This is a genomic window from Companilactobacillus paralimentarius DSM 13238 = JCM 10415 (assembly GCF_001434985.1).
GTDB lineage: Bacteria > Bacillota > Bacilli > Lactobacillales > Lactobacillaceae > Companilactobacillus > Companilactobacillus paralimentarius.
Map to the genome: position 1 here is coordinate 1 of NZ_AZES01000023.1, position 19317 is coordinate 19317.

Genomic DNA, 19317 nt, shown 5'->3' on the forward strand with positions numbered 1-19317 from the left:
GTGTTTTTATTTTGTCATTTTTCTAAAGTGGCTAACTTGATTATAAAATTCGCCAAGCAAACTTGTCTGAAATTAAACTGATTAAAAAGTGCACTAATGTAACAACACTCCAGATCAAAACAATTGAAAGAAAGCCGATAATAAAAGATCTGACAGTCATATCTACATTAGATAACTTATAAAGGGATCCTGTGTATAAAATATTAGTTAAAGCATTACCTATCAAAAAATGATTTACTTGAATAGAACTAAAAATAGTATTAACTATGCCTTCTAAAAACCAGAGGTAAACCAATGTCAAAAGAGAGCTTAAAATATTGCTGAAGTATAATTTCCATTCCGTGATTGGAATCATCCGATATTTATTACTAAAAAGCACTCGCTCGTTGTCTTTCGCTAATAACACAAAAGAAACAACATACGCAAAAAAAGCAATCAACATATAGTACATATACAATTTATCAAGCTTAACTAATTTGAAAGTCATCTTGTTAGATATCATATCTATTAATATAATGATGCCGAGAACCATCAAATCGAATAAAAATACTAGATTAATCATCTTCCAACGATTGAAGAATAATTGGTTATTTAAGGTTCGCATTCTTGTCATTGTATTTCCCCTAGATAAACTTTTTCATAATATGCTTCGATTCCCAAATGATAGTCAGATTGAATTTGCTCAACCGGAATTAAATCTCTAATTTTTTGATTTTTAATAATTACTACTTCATCTAATAAACTGGCGATAGCTGTAACATAGTGATCACTAATAATAATGGTCGAATCATCGTCTTTCCAACGAATAATACTGCTAATGATTTTCTTACGTGAAATACTATCAATACCGCTTAGAGGCTCATCCAACAAATACAATTTAGTTGATCTAGCCAATGTCAAAGCAATAACCAGTTTTCCTCTGGTACCTGTAGACAATGCCGCTAACTTTTTAGTCATGTCTAATCCTAAAAAATTAGCAATATCTTCATACTTTGTAATTGAAAAATCTTGATAAACCGCATCATAGAAATGTACGATTTCACTGATTTTGTTAGTAGCTTTAAAACCATCAAGATGATCATTCAAACTAACATTTTCTTTAATGAGAACTTTTTTAGTATTACCATTAACCGTTATAACGCCTTCTGGAACGGAATTAACTCCAGCAATTATTCTCATCAAAGTGGTTTTTCCCGCGCTATTTTCACCTAGGAGCCCAATAATTTTGCCACTATCTAATTTTAGATTGACATCCTCAAGAATTATTTTGCTACCTTTTTTATAGTTAAGTTCTTCAATTTTCAATACATTACTCAAGTTTCTTCTCCTTTTGCTTTACGTAATTTGAAAAACTATTAGTTATTTCTTGATTATCCATTTTTAACAAATGCAGCTTGTCGTAGGCTGAATCAAATGTTTCATTAACAATTTGATTCTTCAATTCTTCAACTATTGCCGCATTCTCAGTTACAAAATTGCCTTTACCACGTAATGTAATAATGACGCCCTCCTCGATCATTACTTTGAGAGCCTTCTGAACCGTATTAGAATTCACTGCCAATTCCAAGGCCAATTGCCTAACTGAAGGCATTTGTTCCCCCAGTGAATAACTCTCTGTAATAATCTTTTCTTCCAAGTAGTCTTTAATTTGTAAATAGATTGGTATGTTTTCGATATATTCCATCAGATACACATCCTTGCTGTACTAGTACACTAATGCAGTATCGAAATATACCCCGCTATGCAACTATTTAAGCAAGATTCTCTAACGAATTTCTTATACAGAATGTCCTTTATATTTATGAAACCTAAACCAAATAATTATGGTAAATTAGGGGCAAATTGGGTATGGATATGGTTTAGAAAGAACTGATCTCTTATGCTGAAATTTGGAAAAAGACTAAATTATCGGCCTTTATTGATGAGTCTATTTTGGGCCTTATTGTGTGGCAGCCTGTTTGGATTTAATATTTCTAAAACTCTAGGTATCAGAATTGCTATTGTCGTTTTTGGAATAGTTTTTATCGGTCACTACCTAATTGTTTTGCCAACTATCTTTAATTACTGGGACTCTAGTGACAGATTTATACGTTATAACGATAAAAGCAATCCATTCAAACGTCTTCTACTCATGCTGATTCCTAAATTGAACACCTATAAAGTAATTGATAAAAAACTAATTAAATCGATTCAAATCACTGGATTGCCCATGACCAATGATTTACTTTCATCAGCACTATTTGTTGCTACTGAAGGTGGATTTCTCTACAACCTCATGGTCATGATGCACTATCCAGTAGAAGTGAAACTACTCCTAAATAATGGTCAAATTATTAATTTGAATCTATCACGCGATTACGTTGATCATCCCACTGAAACAATTGGTAAATTAAAAATCTTTTTAAATGATTTTCCATCTGCAAAATTAAATTTATCACCTGAAACAAAACAGCTTATTTACTGACACTGTCTCGATTAAATTCTTTCGTTAGTTGAAAAATAGCCAAATTACGTCTTACTTTTTTAAATGCTGGATTATTCAACTCGTATTGCCCATTTCTTTTCACCCAAAAAGTATGTTCAACGTCTGAAAGATAAAGTCGATCTAACCGCGAATTAGTATGATGTTCATCACTTAATAAACCACAAATAATCTTGGAACCAATCTCCGGTATCGGTGCGTTAGGAACCTGATAGAAGATTTCGTTATCTGGATTCGTCGATTGGGCGTAAATGTCACGTTCACGACCAAAGCCACCAGGAAAATTCAGATAAATCCGCTTCCCTTTCAAGCCTTTATTGCCACTAATTACCTGATCAACTCTTAAAGTTAATTTAGTTTCCGGCTGTGGCGATAACCATTTGATTTTTTGTAAATTTAAAACTTTTCCTTTAACCACATAACGATTTTGACGTTTGAATTGGGCCAAAGTAATACCTTTATAATTATCGGTAATTTCAGAATATTGCCGTTTAACTGTCTGAACTTGACTAATTTGACGTCGCCAGTCGTATCGTTTTTGCTCGAGACCAGTTTTAAAATTAGTTTCTAAATTGATTTTTTCAGGCAAATCATTACCAGTTACTTGCTCACTACAGCCAGTTATCAAGACTATTAAACTTAACGCCAACAATCGAAAGCCTCTTCGCATGAGATTCATCCTTTTTCTTTTTATGCTATCAAAAGACCATTTTTCGAGATACAAAAATACGCAACAAAACAACTTGAAATTGTTTTGTTGCGTATTACTTTTTAGACGTAACTATCTCATAGATAAAATTGACATCCCCATACCTATAATCAATATTCCAACGACGAAACTAGACCACACCGCATATCCTACAAAATGAGAAGTGGTCTTACTACCGTCTTTTTGAATCTCATGAACATACTTACGTGAATTAAGAAGTTGATAAATACCAAGTAATATTACCACAATACCCACTATATATTTGCCTATCGTAAAGCTCATGATATTACTTCCTCTCATTTAATTGACCAGAATATAGCACTACTTTAAAGATAAGTGTGAACAATATCCTGAATTGGGGAGTTTTGATTCATGAATGAATTTCGTGCGTTTCGCGACAAAAAAATTGTTTCTTTAAATATTATGCAATAATTAATATATCGATATAAAGGGGGGTATTACAGGTGGGGACAATAATCTACACTATAGGAAAATTATTGGCATGGCTTATTTTTTATAGTGTTTTCTATTCACTATTTCATTTTAAAAAATATTATTTACTGGCATTCATTTTAGTGTCATTTTTGTCAGAAATGCTTTTGAAAGATTATTCATATCTAATCACGTTTTTCTTTGTCTATCTAGTTCTCTGGCATCATAAAAAATGGAATTTAACTCTAATAAATACCCTTCTATTATCATCCCTAATACGTTTAATTTATGAAACCTTAGCCGATACAATAATTGTAGATAAGATCTCCACTCATGCAATTTCAGGCATACTGCTCTTTGTAGTCGCCAGCTTTTCAATCAAGTTTATTACCGCAGTAGTATTCATCTTTCTTTATAAACGTTTTGATATTGAAGAAAAATGGCAGATTGATCATTCATCGCTTCTCAGTTTTTTATTAATTTATCTATTTATAGCAATTTACGTATTTATGCACTTTATTCAAGAAAATAAGGCCTATTCCGATTTAACCATCGGTGTTTTCGCATTCATTATTATTCAATGTGTTTTTATCGCACTTCTCTTTGGTAAAGCTAGTCAAACGCAACAACTGGCGTACAAAAGAGAATTAACGAAAGAACAACTAAAAAATTTAAAAATGTATACCGACCAACTTGAAAAAGATCATCTTCATCTTCGTGAATTCGAACACAGTTACAAAGATGGTATCGCAACACTTCGATCTGTTGCCAGTGATGGTGATTATACCGCAATGAAACAAGCTTTAGAAAAACTAGAAGTGTACTCTGACGGTTACTTCGACAATCTTTCAATGCAATTATTCAAGGATCTAAACAACGTGCAAAATCCCTATTTGAAGAGTCTTTTTATCAGTAAATTAACCCTGATTCATCAGGATAATATCAAATGTCACTTTGAATGTCGCAATACCATTGAGGAGGTTGATATTAATATTTTTGACCTCGTTCGACTTTTAGGTATTTCAATCGATAACGCCATCGAAGCTACTAAAGGACAAACCGGTGCTCAGATTCAAATCGCTATCGTTAAAGAAAAACAACAGTTATCCTTCTTAATCAACAACACGATTCACTCCGAAACTAAAATTCAAACTATGATGCAAGAGGGTTTTACCACCAAAAAGAACCACTCCGGTCTAGGAATGGTCAACGTTCAAGATATTAAAAAAAAGTATCCCAATTTATTCGTTCAATATCGGAAAAATAATGACTGGTTCAATCTCAACATCACACTACTTGATTTAGGAGGTGATGCAGATGTCAATTATTAGTCCACGAATTTTCACCATCTTCTCCAACTGGTTTCTTTTCTTCTTTCTTTTCAGTAATCTCTATCAAAATCGCCTTTCCAATAAGAAAAAGTTAATTCTCTATCCTAGTTTCATTATCGGTTTCACAATTATAGAAAGTTTGCTTCCCTTTACTAAGTTGCCACTAGATATATTCACTTACCTCTACCTTCGCAAATCTAAAGATATTGACTATTACTTGCTCAATGTCTTCATTATCACCGCAGCTGTTAAAATCATAGCTATTTTTATATCCACGGTTATCTTTGCTGTTCTCGTTACTGTTGATAATTTAGATGCCAATTCTTTTCCTCAATTAACTATCATTTATCTATCAATCATCGTCATTTCAATTATTTTTATTCTAATTTACAATTTATTCAATATAAATAAGCGTTTAGATAAGAAGACACCACTTACAACCATCATTTTAGGGTACGTTTATCTAATCTTTTTTACTGTTCTAATTCTCGTTCAAAGTTTTACAAATTACCCTTATTTCATTTTAGGAACTCTATTATTCATTGTTATCCAATCCATTTTCGTCATCCTAGTCTTTCTTTATCGTAGAGTGAGAAATCGCAAAGTCTATCAAGATAGATTTGCCGAAGAACAAGTTAAGAATCTCAAAATTTATACTGATCAACTTGAAAGTGATCAATTAAAATTACGTCATTTTAAGCACGATTATAAAAATTTGCTATTCAGTTTAAAAACTGTCGTTGATGAACAAGATCACAAGGCAATGAATCAAGCTCTAGATAAATTGGAAAATTATTCTGAGGATTATTTGAATAATCTGTCGATGGATCTATTCCAAGATATTAAAAATGTTCACAATTCTTATTTGAAGAGTCTTTTGATCAGTAAAATCAACACTATCAATCAAAAAGATATCGCCTGCCACTTCACTTGCAATCAAGACCTAGACGACTTACCAATCAATATCTTTGATTTTATCAATCTACTCGACACTGCTATTGATAACGCCATCTACTTCACACAAAAACAAGATAACGGTGAAATCTACCTCAGTATTAACCAAGAAGGCCAACAATTGGCTTTTCTAATTTATAATTCCATTGCCAATCAGCCTAATACAGCAACAGAAGAGAAAAAGCACTTTGATAGATTACACATCAAGACACTTCGAAAAAAATATTCTAATTTATTCATCCAATCTAACCAAAGCCAAAAATGGTTCCGTTTCAATATTATTTTAATCACCAAGGAGGATTAACTTATGTATCCAATAATTGTTTGTGAAGACGATGCTGCTCAACTTGAACAACTTCATACTTTGATTAAAAACTATATCCTTTTTCACAGTGACTTATTCAAAATCGAGTTAACTGCCAACAATCCCAACGATGTTCTCACTTATCTTGAGAAAGAAGAACCTCAAAGTGGTATCTATTTCTTAGATATCGACTTACAGAATAAAATTGATGGTATCCAATTGGCTGAAGAGATTCGCAAAGTTGATGTTCAAGCAAAAATTATTTTTGTCACCACCCACGATGAACTGGCACCTTTAACTTTAAAACGAAAAGTTGCCGCAATAGACTTCATCGAAAAGGATCAGCCACTGGAGAATTTTCGTCAGGAAATCTACGACACTTTAACTTATGCCCAACAGTTAATTGATGAAACTAGAACTGTCCAAAAACGAGGTTTCTCTTTTGAAGTCGGCACACAAGTCTACAACTTAGACAAATCCGAAGTTATTTTTGTAGAGGCTTCTGACATTCCTCATCGACTCAATATTTTTTCAACTAATGGTAAATTTGAATTTTATGGAAAATTAACTGACCTAGAAGATAAGTATGATTTTCTCTTTAAAATCAGTCGTTCTTGTCTCATTAATCCTGAAAACATTCACCACATCAACTTTGCTAATAGAGAAATTGGTTTTTCTAATGGTGAAACCAGAAAATTTTCGATTGGAAAATCTCGCAAACTCAAGAGCCTCATCAAAGAAACCCTTTAAATTTTTAATTTAATATTTTTTATTCAAGAATAAATTAACGGTTGTTCATGATATTTTTTTATTTGTATTATAATAAAGATGTATATTTAAGCTATCAAAAGTACCAAAGTTTTAGTCATAGATTCAGGCCATTTAATGTATTTTGAAGGGAATGTTTATTATGTTGAAATTCGGGAAAAAAGTTAGTTTCAGACCTCTTATTGTAAGTCTTATAATGGGTTTAGTACTAGGATTCATGTTTAGTGATATCTTTTCATCAGGTAGTATCGGTTTTATTTTTGGAACAGCATTCTTTCTATTAGTGTTCTTGGGACACTATTGGAGAGCTTCATCAGTATTATTCAACTATTGGCAAGTTAACGACGGAACCATTAAATACAACGATGTTAATAATCCTGACAATGTTCTCTTAATGATGCTATTGCCTCTATCAAGCCCTTTAAAATCATTTTCCGTTAAGGATATTCAATCAATCACTGTTAATGGCGATTTAAAACAGGCCACTACACCAATGGCAGTTCCTTTTTCTGGAGCTCTAGGACTATTCTCTAGTTCTATCGCCATTGCTAAAAGCCAAAACAGCTTAGATGTAGTTTTGAAAAATGGTCAAAAAGTCAACCTCGATTATTCAAGAGACTTTGTCTACAATCCAAAAGAAACTATCGAAAAATTGAATAAATTCCTCGACAGTCTCAATTCAGTAAAAATTGTTAATAAAGCTAATCACAACGTTAGTTTAGGTTATTAAAATTAATCAAAAAAAGATGTCCTCTTTGAATTAAAAGAAGGCATCTTTATTTTTTCCTAGAATATCAATAATCGAATAGGCATTAGAGAAGCTAGTTGTCTTCTGTGACAATTGCGCTATCTCCTTCCAGAGTTTTTCAGTGTAGTAATTAAAAACTAGATGTTCATTATCTCTGGCATTATTAACTTCTTCAACCATTTGCTTGAATTCTTTATCAAAAATAGTTCCACGATATTGTTTTTCAACAAATTCTCGAACAGTATCTTTAATATAATGTTCCATTTTTTGATTAATTGCTGACTCATTGATTTGTTTAGAAAATGAATTACTAAACTCAACCAATAATGAAAGCAATAATCTTTGTTTTGAATGATCCATTTATTTACTCACCCACCACTTAATATAACCGATTTTTACTTCAATAGATACCAAAATTTACTATTACCCGATGGTGTATAATTTAAAGTATACCTTAATTACGGTTCAGGAGAATATTTAATGAATAAACAATTTTACAAAACGATGAATTTTTGGTACGGCGTTATCCTATTAGTTGTCGGAATTATTTTTATTGATCACTCCACCAAACAAATCTGGGGCCTCATTGATGCTCTTTTAAATTTTCAAATTATTTCTGAATAAGTAATAAATTCCACTATCTAGTCGGTAGTAGAAAATTTGTGGGCCCTAAGTGGTGAAATTCTACTTAGCTTGCGAAGCAAGGTTAGTAGAAGACCGAGCTTGGAGATCCATTATTTTGCACGAAGTGTAAAATAATTAGCTTCAAGTCGTGTCCACCACGTTCCAGCGGCCCACAAATTTTCTACGGACGACAGAATTTTAAGCACATCCCATTTCGAAACTATTAACCCAAATTCATTGGATTAACATGGCCCCAACGATCAGCGATAGGCTTTTGTAATTTTTGTCCCAATTCAACAACTGACTTAGGTGCCTTGTATTGATGTGTTAATAAATAACGATTAATTTGACTACTCAACTTGCCACTGACACTTACAATATTCTTATCTTCACTCAAATCTTTATAAGCTTTCATCATCGCACCATAAAGATCTTTGTCCGCTTTAACAACATCTTCTTGAGCGGCTGTGTCAACTAACCTCATTAATTTCTCAGTCTTATCATTCATAATTAAGCTCCCCCAATACAAATATATTTGTAATTATACTCTAAGTAGTCAATTTTTAATTCATATTTTAATTAAGTAATCGTTTTCTACCTATTATATAGCGTGAAATGAACTTACATGTTATTATTTAAACAGTTTATTGAAAGGATGGTATTGAGATCATGCGCTTAAGAACAAATATCATTGCACACAAATAATAAAAAGGCATTATTATCCCTGGGGTAAATAGTGCCACCAGGAGGATTTATGACTGAATCTAAATTAACATACGAAAAAACACGCGTTATTGTGGCAGGAGTTAGTCACCTACAACCTGACTTCGAGTACACAATGCAAGAACTTGCTTCATTAGTCGAAGCCAACAATATGGAAGTTGCTGATACAATTACTCAAAAATCTGACTCTGTCAGCGGTGCAACTTACTTCGGTTCTGGTAAAGTTACTGAAATCAAGGAAATTGCCAATGCGGACGATGTTCAAATTATCGTTTTAAACGACGAATTAACACCATCACAAATTAGAAACTTGGAAAAAGAAACTAAATTGAGTTTCATGGATCGTACCGAATTGATCCTGCAAGTCTTCTCTAATCGAGCTCAAACTAAACAAGCTAAACTTCAGGTTGAAATTGCTAAATTACAATATCAGCTTCCTAGAATTCATCCATCAGGTAATCCATTGGATCAACAATCTGCCTCTGGCGGTTTGGCTAACCGTGGTGCTGGTGAATCAAAACTGGAACTTGATCGTCGAGTTATTCGTAAACGTATCACAGCTTTACGTAATGAATTAAAGACAGTTGATAAAACTGTTAACGTTCAAAGCAGACGCCGTACTAATACATCCCTACCTTTGGTTTCTCTGGTTGGTTACACCAATGCCGGTAAGTCGACTACTATGAATGGTCTATTGAATTTTAACAAAGAGGATTCTGACGACCGTAAAGTCTTTGAAAAAAACATGCTTTTTGCCACACTAGATACTAGTGTCCGCAGAATTGATCTAGCTGACAACACTAGTTTCTTGTTATCTGATACTGTTGGCTTTGTAAGCAAGTTACCACACAACTTGGTTGAATCATTCAAGACTACTCTAAAAGAGGCTCAGGACGCTGATATTCTAATTCAAGTTATTGATATTAGTGATGAACACTGGAAGAATATGCTTGAAGTTACCGAAAAGACTTTGAAAGAAGTTGGCGTGGTCGACAAACCGATGATTTATGCTTTCAACAAAGCTGATCTTAAACCTGATCAACAATTCCCTTCTATCGAAGGCGATAATATTTATTATTCCGCTCTCGATAGCAAGTCAATTGAAACTCTAATTCAACTAATCAAACAAAAGATTTTCGCTAATTATAAAGAAACAACCCTTCTAATTCCTTATGACAAACAAAAAGTTACTGAAGAAATTTTAAGAAATTCTCAAGTAACAAAAAAAGAATTTACCAACGACGGATCTTTAATTACCGCCAATCTAAGTCCTGAAGAATTAGAAAGATTTAATAATTACATCGAAATGGAGTCATCTCACAAATAGATGGCTCTATTTTTTTTTGCATTTTTAGACATAATGTATTATTATTTTATAAAACATTAGAATTTTTCTAATTAAGGGCGATTTGTTTTTAATGTTCATTAGTACATTCTAAGAATAATAATTTTAGGGAGGTTAAACAATGAAATCTAAGAAGTATTTACTTGCATTGTTACCGATATTTCTATTCGTATTAGTTTTAAGCGGTTGTGGTTCCGCTACTGAAAAAGACAGTAAAAACACACTTGCAATTAACTCCGGAGATGTTATTGCAACCATGGATTCATCTATGAACACCGATGCTATTGGTGCTCAACACTTAACCAACACAATGGAAGGTCTCTATCGATACGATGGTAAAGATTTGAAACCAGCTATTGCTAAGAAAGTCGTTAAACCAACTAATGGCGGTAAGACTTATACTTTCGATTTAAGACATACACAATGGTCAAACGGCAAACCTGTTACAGCTAATGACTTTGTCTATGCTTGGAGAAGAACCGTTGATCCAAAAACTGCTTCACAATACGCTTATATTTATTCCGGTATCAAAAATGCTGACAAGATCAATGCCGGTAAGAAGCCTGTAAATACTTTAGGTATTAAAGCATTGGGTAAATATAAACTTGAAGTAACTTTGGAAAATGCTATTCCATACTTTAATACTTTGATGGCTAGTTCAACCTTCTACCCTCAATACAAACCTGCAGTTGAAAAAGCTGGCAAACAATATGGTTTGAGCAGTACTGGTATGGTCTTCAACGGACCTTTCAAACTAGTTAACTGGAATGTTTCTAAAAATAGTTGGACTGAAGTTAAGAACAACAAGTATTGGAACGCTAAAGCTGTTAGATTAAAGACTTTGAAATATTACGTTGTTAAGGATGCCAATACTGGTTTAAACCTTTACGATGCTAACAGAATCAACCGTTACGAAAAACTTGGTGGAGATACAGCTCGTCAAGTATCCAGTTACAAGACTTTCTCAATGGATAAACAAACAGCTAACTTCTATCTTGAATTGAATCAAAAGAAATACAAATTCTTCAGAAATGCCAAGATCAGACAAGCTATCTCAATGTCGATCAACCGTGAACAATTAACTAACAATGTTCTTGGTAAGACTGGTGGTATCGAACATACTATTGTTCCTGTCGGTATGTCATACAACCCAACAACCAAGGTTGATTTCACTAAAGAAAAGATGCTTCAATCATCAAATCAATACACAGAATACAATCCTAAAGAAGCTACAAAGCTTTGGAAGGAAGGAATCAAAGAAACTGGTCAAAAGAATCTTAGCTTCACTCTCCTAGGTGACGATACAGATAATTCCAAGAAACAAAACGAATACCTTCAAGGACAAATGGAAAAGAATTTGCCAGGTATCAAGATCACTTTATCAAACGTACCATTTAAGTCTCGTCTAGATAAATCAAAATCTGGTAACTTCGATATTGTTGTTACTGGTTGGAACGCTGATTACCCAGATCCTGTTACATTCCTAGATATCTTTACAACTGGTAATGTTCAAAACAATGGTAAGTATTCAAATGCTCAATATGATGCTTTGATTAATAAATCTAAGACTACCGACGCTACAAATGAAGAAGCTAGATGGCAAGATCTCTTACAAGCAACTAAGATCTTAACTGATGAACAAGGCGCTATTCCTTTGTATCAATCATATCAAGCTAACTTAACTAGAAGTAACGTTAAGGGTTACCAAATCACACCAAATGGTAGTTATAATCTAGTTACAGCCTACAAAAAATAATTATGTTGAGGGAGATTAAATAATGGCTAAATATATTCTCAAAAGAATTCTTTATTTATTCTTGACCCTTTTCATTATTGCGACGATAACTTTCTTCATGATGAAGATGCTTCCTGGTACTCCGTTTTCCAACCAAAACCGTATGTCTGCGGAGCAACTGAAGATCGTTAAAGCCCAATATGGACTGGATCAATCAGTATTTGTTCAATATATTCGTTACATTGGGGGATTATTACAAGGTAATCTTGGTACTTCTTTCCAATTCAATAACGAACCTGTTACAGCATTAATCGGTCAAAGACTTGCTCCATCAATGCAAATTGGTGCCCAAGCCATGGTCGTTGGTACTATCGGTGGTATCCTTCTAGGTGCCCTCGCTGCTATCCGTAAAAATACATGGGTTGATACACTTGCAACATTCATTTCAATCCTTGGTCTATCAATTCCATCTTTCGTTTTAGCTGTTTTACTTCAGTTCTACCTAGCCTACAAATGGAAGATTTACCCAGTTGCTCTTTGGGATAACTTCCAATCAAGTATCCTACCAACACTTGCTCTATCAGCCTTACCATTAGGTACTGTTGCTCGATTCATGAGAACTGAAATGGTGGATGTTATGAGTAGTGACTATATTGAATTAGCTAAGTCAAAAGGTAATTCAAGTTGGGGTGTTGTTGCTAAGCATGCGCTTCGTAACTCATTGATCCCAGTTGTTACTATTATCGGACCTATGGCTGTTTCAGTTATGACTGGTTCCATGGTTGTTGAGAATATCTTCTCAATTCCTGGTATTGGTGAACAATTCGTTAAATCAATTACTACAAATGATTACCCTACAATCATGGGGCTTACAATCTTCTATTCATTCTTGTTAATCATAGTTTACTTAATCGTTGATATCCTTTACGGTCTCATCGATCCAAGAATCAGACTAGGAAACGGAGGTAAAGAATAATGGAACAGATTCCTCAAATTCCTAAGGAAAAATTCAGATTAATTCATGACGAAAATAATAAAGACCAAGAAAAAATTGGTACTCCTTCACTTACATATATGCAGGATGTTCGTCGTCGTTTGTTCAAAGATAAAGTTGCCGTTGTTTGTTTAGCGCTAATCTCAATCATTGTCGTTATTTCAATCTTGGCTCCAATCATTGCCCCACATAATCCAAATGCACAACAAGTTACCATGTCTAACTTGCCTCCTAAGTTGGGTAACCTTAATATCCCTGGTATGAATGGTTATCAAAATATGGGTGGACACATGGTTGATGCTTATAAACAAGCTGATGCTCCTAAGGGTACCTTCTACATTTTAGGTACTGATTACCTTGGACGTGACCTTCTATCAAGAATTATCTATGGTACAAGACTTTCATTAGTCGTTGCTGTACTTGCTACTCTAGTTGACCTTCTAATCGGTGTACCTTACGGTATCGTTTCTGGTTGGAAAGGTGGCAAAACTGATACATTCATGCAACGTATCGTTGAAATTGTTTCATCTATTCCTAACTTGATCGTTGTTATCTTAATGATGATCATCCTAAAACCAGGTTTGACATCAATCGTTATTGCGATTGCCATCACTGGATGGGTCACGATGGCTCGTCTGGTCCGGGCGCAAACCTTCCAATTGAAAGAACAAGAATATATTTTAGCTGCTAGAACTTTAGGCGAACCTTCAATGAAGATTGCTACAAAGCATCTAATTCCTAACCTTTCATCAACAATCATTATTCAAACAATGTTTACTATTCCAAATGCCATCTTCTTCGAAGCTTTCCTAAGTTTCATTGGTATTGGTATTCCTGCTCCAAATGCTTCATTAGGTACCCTTCTATCAGATGGTCAAAAAGCCTTTAGATTCTTACCATATCAAATGTGGGCTCCAGCTATTATCTTGAGTGTTATCATGATTGCCACAAACCTTCTAGGTGATGGTCTACGTGATGCCTTTGACCCACAATCATCAGAAAACTAACTAAGGAGAAATCACAATGGATAAAATTTTAGAAGTAAAAGATTTGCATGTTGATTTCGATACCTATAATGGTGTCGTTCATGCCATCCGTGGTGTTAGCTTCCATTTAAACGCCGGTGAAACCTTAGCAATCGTTGGTGAATCTGGTTCTGGTAAGTCCATCACAGTTCGTTCAATTCTACAATTACTAGCTAAGAACGGAACAATCTCAAAGGGAGAAGTGCTCTATCATGGAGACGATCTCTTACAAAAAACTGATAAGGAAATGGATAAACTTCGTGGAAATAAGATTTCCATGATCTTCCAAGACCCTATGACATCGCTTGACCCTACTATGACAATTGGTAAGCAAGTTGCGGAACCATTGTTGATCCACAATAACGTTTCTAAAAAGGACGCTCTCAAGCGTGCTGAAGAGGTTCTACGTTTAGTAGGTATTCCCAATCCTAAAGCTAGAATGAATGACTACCCTCACCAATTTTCAGGTGGTCAAAGACAACGTATCGTTATCGCTATTGCCATCGTTGATTACCCAGAAATTCTAATCGCCGATGAACCAACAACAGCCCTTGACGTTACTGTTCAAGCTCAAATCATTGATTTATTAAAAGAATTACAACAAAAGATTGGTACTTCAATCATCTTTATCACCCATGACTTAGGTGTTGTGGCTGGTATCGCTGATCGTGTAGCAGTTATGTACGCCGGACGTTTGGTTGAATTTGGTTCAGTCAACGACATCTTCTACAACCCTCAACATCCTTATACTTGGGGTCTACTAGATTCAATGCCAACACTAGATACCAATGAATCAGATCGTTTGAACTCTATTCCTGGTACACCACCAAATCTTTTGAATCCACCAAAGGGTGATGCCTTTGCACCTCGTAATGCTTACGCTATGGAAATCGATGAAGAACAACAACCACCGTTCTTTAAAGTTTCTAAACATCATTACGCCGCAACATGGCTACTTCATCCAAATGCTCCAAAGGTGACACCACCAGCAAGTATCCTTAATCGTTATGAAAAATTTAAGAAGTTAGGAGGCAATGTGAAATAATGGCTGACGAAAGACAAGTAATTGTATCCGTAAAAAATTTAAAACAATATTTTAACATTGGTAAACCTAACATGGTTAAGGCCGTTGATGATGTTTCCTTTGATATTTATAAAGGTGAAACCTTCGGTTTAGTTGGTGAATCTGGTTCTGGTAAGAGTACTACTGGTCGTAGTATTATCAGACTTTACAACCCAACTGATGGTCATATTTATTTCAATGGCCAAGACATCAGTAAAATCAAGAGTCATGGTTCTAAGATGAAGGAATTTCGTCGTGAAATGCAGATGATTTTCCAGGATCCTTATGCCTCATTGAACCCTAGAATGAAAGTCAAAGATATCATCGCTGAAGGACTTGATGTTCACCACTTAGTTAAAAATGACGACGAACGTGACAAACGTGTCCGTGAATTACTCGACATGGTTAACTTGAACCCTGAACATATGACTCGTTACCCTTACGAATTCTCTGGTGGACAAAGACAACGTATCGGTATTGCTAGAGCTTTAGCTGTTGACCCTCAATTCATCATCGCTGATGAACCTATTTCAGCCCTTGATGTGTCTATTCAAGCTCAAGTTGTTAACTTGATGCAAGATATTCAAAAGAAACAAGGTTTAACTTACCTATTCATCGCCCATGATCTCTCAATGGTTAAATACATTTCAGATCGTATTGCTGTTATGTATCGTGGTAAGATCGTTGAATTAGCTGACTCAGATGAAATTTACAACAATCCACTTCATCCCTATACACAAAGTTTGCTATCAGCTATTCCCGTTCCTGATCCTGAAATTGAAACTAAGAGAACTAGAATCGATTTCGATCACAAACGTCCATTTGAAGACGATCAGAGACTACAAGAAGTACTTCCCGGACACTTCTTATACTGCAACGATGAAAAAGCTGCTAGTTTTAAAAATAATAAATAACATGAATCAGATCCTACAAATCTAATTCATGTTATTGACACAAAGAAAAGAGCTTGCCATAAGGCGAGCTCTTTTTGTATTTGTCTTTTTCATAACAATTTCTTCTTTCTGTTTAAGTTTATAAAATTCTATATCTTTGGGGAGGAGATATATCTATTTTTAGGGAGATTAAAGTTTAAAAAGATTATTTATTTTATAGTTTAATTTTTCATTTTAAGTAATTTAGTATTTCGTGGAGAAGTTTTTATAATCATCGATCACCTCTTTGCTTTTGACTATGCTTAAATAATAACGGGAATTTATGAATATATGATTAGTAAATTACGAAATAAATAATAATTAATTGTGAAGAAAATTTGACGAACCGTCGTTTTTAGACAAAAGTGCTAGTAAAATATATAATAAGTTCTTTTTAAGAGGAGATTCATTCATATGAAACATATCGTAACTGGAATCGTAGCTCACGTTGATGCTGGTAAAACTACCCTTTCCGAAGCTTTACTTTATAAGACTGGTCAATTACGTAAATTAGGTCGTGTTGACAATGGCGATGCTTTTTTGGATTCCGACGATTTAGAAAAGAAGCGTGGTATCACTATCTTCTCTCATCAAGCTAATTTACAATACGAAAATTTGAGGTTAACCCTCTTGGATACTCCTGGACACGTCGACTTTGCATCTCAAACAGAGCAAGTCTTGAGTGTCCTGGATTATGCCATTTTGGTAGTTTCGGCTACGGATGGCGTCCAAGGTTATACCAAAACTCTTTGGAATTTATTGCAAAACTATCATATTCCGACCTTTATATTTGTTAATAAAATCGATGCCACTGGAGTGGATCAAGCCCAAGTACTTGAAGATTTACAGAACAAACTTTCAGCTGGCTGCATCACTTTTTCTAATGAATTATCAGATGATACCTACGAAGAAATTGCTCTCCAAAATGATAATATCCTCAATCAATTTTTGGAATCAGGAACTCTGACAGACGACACTATTCGTCAAATGATCCAGAAACGCCAAATTTTTCCTTGCTACTTCGGATCTGCTTTGAAAATTTCCGGAATCGACGAATTTCTTCAGGGCTTCGAAAACTGGACTAACGAAACTCAATATGATAATGACTTTGGAGCCAAAGTTTTTAAAATATCACATGATGAAAATGATGAACGTTTAACTTGGATCAAAGTGACCGGCGGAGTTTTACATAACAAGGATGTCTTATTTGAAGATCAAAAAGCTAATCAGGTCCGCATTTATAATGGTGCCAAGTTTGAATTGCAACAAAATATTCCTGCTGGTGGGATTTGTGCAGTAACTGGTCTAACGAATACTTTTCCCGGTTTAGGACTAGGTAAAGAAAATAACGCTAGTGATCCCACGATCCAGCCCGTCTTAACTTATACCGTTGATCCTAAAGATAATGATTTACATACTTGCTTAACCGCTTTAAGACAACTAGAAGATGAAGATCCACAACTTCACGTTACTTGGTCAAATCAGCTAGAAGAAATCCGTGTACAAATAATGGGTGAAGTCCAATTAGAAGTACTTCAACAATTACTTTTACAAAGATTTAACTTAGACGTTGACTTCAGTCAAGGTAGTATCCTCTACAAAGAAACCATCACCAAAAAAGTTGAAGGTATCGGTCACTTTGAACCTCTACGCCATTATGCCGAAGTACATTTACTATTAGAGCCAGCTAAACCAGGTAGTGGTCTAACCTTTGATTCACAATGTAACCTTGATACCTTAGGTCGCAACTGGCAACACCAAGTATTATCTAACTTAAGTGCTAAAGAACATCTCGGTGTCCTAATCGGTGCTCCAATTACTGACATGAAAATAACCCTCATTAGTGGCCGCGCTAGCAATGTCCATTCTGTCGGTGGTGATTTTCGCGAAGCAACTTGGAGAGCAGTTAGACAAGGTTTGATGATGCTCAAACAATACGATGGTTGCCAATTATTGGAACCATGGTACCAATTTCGTTTAGAAGTTGAACAAGATCAAGTTGGTCGCGCTATGAATGATATTCAAAAAATGAATGGAACTTTTGATACTCCAGAAGTAACCAACAATCAAACCAATGTTTTAACTGGAATTGCTCCAGTATCTCAAATGCAAGGTTACAGTAAACAAGTTCGGGCCTACACACATGGGCAAGGACAATTAGAATGTATCGTACTCGGTTACCGTCCTTGTCACAATGCTGATGAAATTATTGAGGAAGCACAGTATCAACCAGTTTCAGATTTAGAAAACACACCCGATTCAGTCTTTTGTGCTCACGGAGCAGGCTATCCAGTTGCTTGGGACCAAGTACTCCAAACCGCTCACCTACCCTATACCTATCCTTTAGCAAACTTAGAAAAGAACGAATAAATCTAATAGTTATTTCGAAAGTTTGATTAAGAATTCCGTCTTCCGCAAAAGCTGACCGCATTTTCAACTTTTACTCCAGACTGATAAACGGATCTATTGGTTACCTTTTTTCTAACTCTACATAATCCAATTAATAACTAATTAACAAAGTGGGATTCAGTCCGGAGCAACAATAAAATTTGCTCAGCCATGAGATTTCCTTAGCAATTTATTGCTTAGGGAAAGGTCGAGCTTGAAGATCCATTATTTTGCACGAAGTGTGAAATAATTAGCTCCAATTCGGCCCATGGCGTTCCAGCCAAATTTTATTGTTGCGGAGGACGACAATCTAAGTACATCCCCCAAAAAACAAATTTTAAGAACATCAAAAAAAGTCTGCCAATAAAGCAGACCTTTTATTTACGATATTTATATGTAGGATAAATATCTTATTTTAACTTTTTATCTTAAGGGGGGGAGATAAATAAAGTTTTTTAATTGTGTTTATAAGGGGATTAAACTTTTAAAAAAATAGGGTTTTAATTAATATAAGGGGATTATTCTATTTGTTAAGTGAGTAATCTAAAATTCATCATCTAATTAATACAGCTTCCAATTTCATTGGGTCACTTCTTTCAAATTTTATATTGAAATATATCTTTTAGGGGGGGAGATATATTATTTGAGTTTATAAGGGTTTTAATTTTGTATATAAGTTTTAAGGGGTTTATTTCTATTCATTTTATGTTTTCAATAAGTATATTTAAAAAAGGATTATTTCTAAAAGGATTGTTTGTTC

General features: G+C 34.4%; 20 protein-coding genes. 13 read left to right on the top strand and 7 right to left on the bottom strand.

Features of this window, described 5'->3' with window-relative positions:
* Window positions 1-40: 40 nt before the first annotated feature.
* From FD33_RS02530 to FD33_RS02540, 3 genes are read right to left on the bottom strand one after another with little or no spacing between them, the layout of a single operon-like run.
* Window positions 41-613 carry a hypothetical protein gene (locus FD33_RS02530; protein ID WP_056955723.1) on the bottom strand — a complete coding sequence of 191 codons (573 nt, stop codon included), beginning with the start codon at window positions 611-613 and terminating at the stop codon, window positions 41-43.
* Entirely contained in the window at window positions 610-1317 is a 708-nt protein-coding gene (locus FD33_RS02535; RefSeq protein ID WP_025085043.1) for an ATP-binding cassette domain-containing protein, read from the bottom strand. Before FD33_RS02535 ends, FD33_RS02530 begins: the two co-directional genes overlap by 4 nt.
* The gene (locus FD33_RS02540; RefSeq protein WP_025085042.1) at window positions 1310-1684 is read right to left on the bottom strand and encodes a GntR family transcriptional regulator; all 375 of its coding nucleotides are present in this window, start codon (window positions 1682-1684) and stop codon (window positions 1310-1312) included. The genes FD33_RS02535 and FD33_RS02540 overlap by 8 nt, the downstream gene beginning before the upstream one ends.
* Window positions 1685-1921: 237 nt before the next feature.
* On the opposite strand from FD33_RS02540, the gene FD33_RS02545 reads away from it, so the two are divergent.
* Window positions 1922-2464 (top strand): hypothetical protein, encoded by a 543-nt coding sequence (locus tag FD33_RS02545; protein WP_152319105.1) that lies wholly within the window; start codon window positions 1922-1924, stop codon window positions 2462-2464.
* Here FD33_RS02545 and FD33_RS02550 read toward each other — a convergent pair.
* Window positions 2454-3152 carry a hypothetical protein gene (locus FD33_RS02550; protein ID WP_148299162.1) on the bottom strand — a complete coding sequence of 233 codons (699 nt, stop codon included), beginning with the start codon at window positions 3150-3152 and terminating at the stop codon, window positions 2454-2456. The genes FD33_RS02545 and FD33_RS02550 overlap by 11 nt on opposite strands.
* Before the next feature lie 111 nt (window positions 3153-3263).
* Window positions 3264-3473 (bottom strand): hypothetical protein, encoded by a 210-nt coding sequence (locus tag FD33_RS02555; RefSeq protein ID WP_025085039.1) that lies wholly within the window; start codon window positions 3471-3473, stop codon window positions 3264-3266.
* 311 nt (window positions 3474-3784) lie between these two features.
* Here FD33_RS02555 and FD33_RS02560 point away from each other — a divergent pair, with 311 nt between their 5' ends.
* From FD33_RS02560 to FD33_RS02575, 4 genes are all read left to right on the top strand, one after another.
* Complete coding sequence (locus FD33_RS02560; RefSeq protein WP_235806949.1) at window positions 3785-4954, top strand: GHKL domain-containing protein; 1170 nt, start codon at window positions 3785-3787, stop codon at window positions 4952-4954.
* Complete coding sequence (locus FD33_RS02565; RefSeq protein ID WP_025085037.1) at window positions 4941-6212, top strand: ATP-binding protein; 1272 nt, start codon at window positions 4941-4943, stop codon at window positions 6210-6212. Before FD33_RS02560 ends, FD33_RS02565 begins: the two co-directional genes overlap by 14 nt.
* A gap of 3 nt (window positions 6213-6215) precedes the next feature.
* Window positions 6216-6962 (top strand): response regulator transcription factor, encoded by a 747-nt coding sequence (locus FD33_RS02570; protein ID WP_025085036.1) that lies wholly within the window; start codon window positions 6216-6218, stop codon window positions 6960-6962.
* Window positions 6963-7176: 214 nt separating this feature from the next.
* On the top strand, window positions 7177-7710 hold the full coding sequence (locus tag FD33_RS02575; protein ID WP_162256973.1) for a hypothetical protein: 534 nt from the start codon (window positions 7177-7179) through the stop codon (window positions 7708-7710).
* A 30-nt stretch (window positions 7711-7740) separates the two neighbouring features.
* Here FD33_RS02575 and FD33_RS02580 read toward each other — a convergent pair whose 3' ends face one another.
* A complete protein-coding gene (locus FD33_RS02580; protein WP_025085034.1) occupies window positions 7741-8088 on the bottom strand; it encodes a hypothetical protein in 348 nt (115 codons plus the stop codon).
* 120 nt (window positions 8089-8208) lie between these two features.
* Between FD33_RS02580 and FD33_RS12605 the strand changes: the two genes are divergently transcribed.
* Window positions 8209-8352 (top strand): hypothetical protein, encoded by a 144-nt coding sequence (locus FD33_RS12605; protein WP_156407819.1) that lies wholly within the window; start codon window positions 8209-8211, stop codon window positions 8350-8352.
* A gap of 223 nt (window positions 8353-8575) precedes the next feature.
* On the opposite strand, the gene FD33_RS02585 is transcribed toward FD33_RS12605, so the two are convergent.
* Window positions 8576-8860: a bacteriocin immunity protein gene (locus FD33_RS02585; protein ID WP_025085033.1), complete on the bottom strand. Its 285-nt coding sequence runs from the start codon at window positions 8858-8860 to the stop codon at window positions 8576-8578.
* A 246-nt stretch (window positions 8861-9106) separates the two neighbouring features.
* On the opposite strand from FD33_RS02585, the gene hflX reads away from it, so the two are divergent.
* The 7 genes from hflX to FD33_RS02620 all read left to right on the top strand — a co-directional run bounded on the left by hflX (window position 9107) and on the right by FD33_RS02620 (window position 18539).
* Window positions 9107-10402, top strand: coding sequence for a GTPase HflX (gene hflX, locus FD33_RS02590; protein ID WP_025085032.1), 1296 nt, complete (start codon window positions 9107-9109; stop codon window positions 10400-10402).
* Window positions 10403-10541: 139 nt separating this feature from the next.
* Window positions 10542-12176, top strand: a complete 1635-nt coding sequence (locus FD33_RS02595) for a peptide ABC transporter substrate-binding protein (RefSeq protein ID WP_025085031.1) — start codon at window positions 10542-10544, stop codon at window positions 12174-12176.
* A gap of 22 nt (window positions 12177-12198) precedes the next feature.
* Window positions 12199-13131 carry an oligopeptide ABC transporter permease gene (gene opp3b, locus FD33_RS02600; protein ID WP_025085030.1) on the top strand — a complete coding sequence of 311 codons (933 nt, stop codon included), beginning with the start codon at window positions 12199-12201 and terminating at the stop codon, window positions 13129-13131.
* A complete protein-coding gene (locus FD33_RS02605; RefSeq protein ID WP_025085029.1) occupies window positions 13131-14156 on the top strand; it encodes an ABC transporter permease in 1026 nt (341 codons plus the stop codon). The genes opp3b and FD33_RS02605 overlap by 1 nt, the downstream gene beginning before the upstream one ends.
* 16 nt (window positions 14157-14172) lie before the next feature.
* Complete coding sequence (locus FD33_RS02610) at window positions 14173-15219, top strand: ABC transporter ATP-binding protein (protein WP_025085028.1); 1047 nt, start codon at window positions 14173-14175, stop codon at window positions 15217-15219.
* Entirely contained in the window at window positions 15219-16151 is a 933-nt protein-coding gene (locus FD33_RS02615) for an ABC transporter ATP-binding protein (protein WP_025085027.1), read from the top strand. The genes FD33_RS02610 and FD33_RS02615 overlap by 1 nt, the downstream gene beginning before the upstream one ends.
* Window positions 16152-16583: 432 nt before the next feature.
* Entirely contained in the window at window positions 16584-18539 is a 1956-nt protein-coding gene (locus tag FD33_RS02620) for an elongation factor G (protein ID WP_025085026.1), read from the top strand.
* Window positions 18540-19317: the final 778 nt, after the last annotated feature.